At 78.8% G+C, this 509-nt stretch carries 1 pseudogene; it reads right to left on the reverse strand.

From position 1 onward, the window contains the following. Positions 1-509, reverse strand: a pseudogene (locus AO501_RS38270) (PE family protein); the annotation flags it as partial.

Genomic DNA, 509 nt, shown 5'->3' on the forward strand with positions numbered 1-509 from the left:
CCCCCACCCCCGCCGCCGGCCACGGCCGCAATGAGGCTGGCTGCGTCGTTCTTGACGGTACCGCCGAGGCCGCCGGTGCCGCCCTTACCCCCGCCGCCGCCGGTGCCGTTGACTCCGCTGCCGCTGGTGTTACCGCCGGCCCCGCCGGCGCCACCGTGACCGCCCTGGCCGCCCTGGCCGGCGTAATCCTGAGCAAAGGAGCCGTCGTTCGAGCCGCCGGTGCCGCCGATACCCCCGGTCCCGCCGGTGCCGCCCGCGCCGCCGTTGCCGGCCTGCCCGTAATACCCTCCTCCGGGCGAGACCCCGGCGCCGCCGGCCCCGCCGGCACCGGCGGCACCACCATCGCCTCCGGCGCCCCCGGCTCCCGCGGTCAGGCCGCCGTTTCCGCCGCTGCCGCCGTGGCCGCCCACGCCGCCGTTGCCGCCGAGACCGCCCACCCCGCCGGTGCCGCCCAGCAGTGCCAGATTCGCGCCGCCGGCACCACCGTTTCCGCCCGCTCCACCCTGATA

The sequence above is a fragment of the Mycobacterium gordonae genome, assembly GCF_001417955.2.
In the GTDB taxonomy this organism is placed as follows: Bacteria; Actinomycetota; Actinomycetes; order Mycobacteriales; family Mycobacteriaceae; genus Mycobacterium; species Mycobacterium gordonae_B.